Source organism: Mesorhizobium sp. M7A.F.Ca.MR.148.00.0.0, assembly GCF_003997735.1.
In the GTDB taxonomy this organism is placed as follows: Bacteria; Pseudomonadota; Alphaproteobacteria; order Rhizobiales; family Rhizobiaceae; genus Mesorhizobium.
Window position 1 is genome coordinate 2,950 of the sequence record NZ_RZTB01000213.1, and the last position, 1,638, is coordinate 4,587.

At 61.2% G+C, this 1,638-nt stretch carries 3 protein-coding genes; all 3 read left to right on the forward strand.

Annotated features, from left to right (window positions below; genetic code table 11):
* A partial coding sequence (locus EOB49_RS32940) for a hypothetical protein (protein ID WP_164781900.1) occupies positions 1-561 on the forward strand: 561 nt, incomplete at its 5' end.
* Complete coding sequence (locus tag EOB49_RS32945) at positions 558-941, forward strand: hypothetical protein (protein ID WP_127383419.1); 384 nt, start codon at positions 558-560, stop codon at positions 939-941. The genes EOB49_RS32940 and EOB49_RS32945, both read left to right, overlap by 4 nt.
* Positions 942-1,024: 83 nt before the next feature.
* On the forward strand, positions 1,025-1,489 hold the full coding sequence (locus EOB49_RS32950) for a hypothetical protein (protein WP_127383420.1): 465 nt from the start codon (positions 1,025-1,027) through the stop codon (positions 1,487-1,489).
* Positions 1,490-1,638: the final 149 nt, after the last annotated feature.

Below are 1,638 nucleotides of genomic sequence, written 5' to 3' on the forward strand. Positions count from 1 at the left end.
GTGTTCGAGATCATGCAGCGGACCACCGACCCGAAGACCCTGACAGACCGCGAGGTTCTGTTCTTGGTCATGACCGCGGATTGCCCTGACACGTACACCGCAGCCGACTGGGACGCGATGGTCGTTCAGCGGCTTGAGACTGCCAACAGCCGCAGGGACGCTGCAAAACGAAAGGAGAGAAATAGCCACGACGATGAACGGGCCGAGCGTGGCGGTCGGGAACGGCTGATGCTCGATCCCATACCGGGCCAGCGGGTGACCCCCGACGAGGCCCTCTCACAGCGCGCCAAGATGCGCAGAACGAAATCACTGAAAGCAGCACAGGAGCGAAGGAAATCGAGACGAATGATAGCGCAGGGCATCGTGGTCCAGCCGAGCAAGGATGAGTGGCGGGCGATGACCCCTGAACAAGTCAAGCAATACCACCAGACCATCGACCGGCTGGTTACGATGGGCACCCTCGATCCGTTCGCGGTGGACGAGATCGAGAACCCCGAGGGCTCGCCAATAGCGTATCTCTACCGGATGGGTCGAATGACAGCCAAGGGTGACCGGGCATGACGTTCGATGACATCAAGCGGCGTGAGTGGGCTGCGACCTATCCCACGAGGGAGGCAGCCCTTGCCTTGGTCGAATGGATCGAAGCCGATGACTGGGAGACCATCTCGCAGCTAGACCGGAGACTGCCGGGGATCGGCATCGAATGGACCCAGAGCTTCAACACGGCCGCTGAACGATGCTTTGAAGTCTACGGCTATCCCGAGCTTGAGGCTGTGGCAGTCGCACGTCGTATTGCCGAGATGTCTATCAGACCCACAGCGCCGCGTGGAAGGGTCGCCGGAGGCAGCGGTGGTCTTACCGGAGCAACTACCCCAACCGGCCTTAGCGCGCGTCCTGAAGGCCTACAGATGATGACCTTTGGGTTCACGCCAAGGCGCTGACCCAGCCACCACAAGACCGACATACCGCACCCGGAGCAATGACGCGCCGGGGCGATCCATCACGACCAGAAGGAACGAACACCATGAACGATTTCAACAGGGCCTCCGGGCTTCAGATCAACAGCAACCACGTCAACATGCGCGAGCAGGAGGCGCGGGACCGACAGGCCGTCGAAGACCGCGTGGACCAGATGCAGCGCGACCATGAGCAGGCCGAGAAGGACCGCAAGGAAGCCGCGTTTCAAGAGCAGATCGCGGCCCAGACGGAGGCAGGCTTGCGGGCCAATCAACAGATGCAGGCAAAGCGTATGGGCATCAACACCGGGCAGGCACTGAACGAAGCACAGAAGGCCCAGATAGTAGCGGCTAAACCCATGAACGGCGTGGCACCGCAGGTCCTTGTGGAACAGCTTCCGGTGACCGTCGGGGGCATCCAGTTGGGACCCCAGCAAGCCAAGGACATGGCGGCACGTGGGGAGATCAGCCAGGGCGATTACGTCGCGGCTGTGAACGCGGCTCTGGTCCCCTACGGCTATTCTTTCAGGTAACCACGGGGGCCGAGAGTGACGACGGGGCTTTGGCCCCTGAATTGCCTGCCGTGGATGACAAGGTAGACGATAGTGAGGAACTGACCGACGACGAGAAGAAAGAGAAGCAGCATGCCGAGTTTGTGCGCATGGCCGACCAGAGCCTTGAC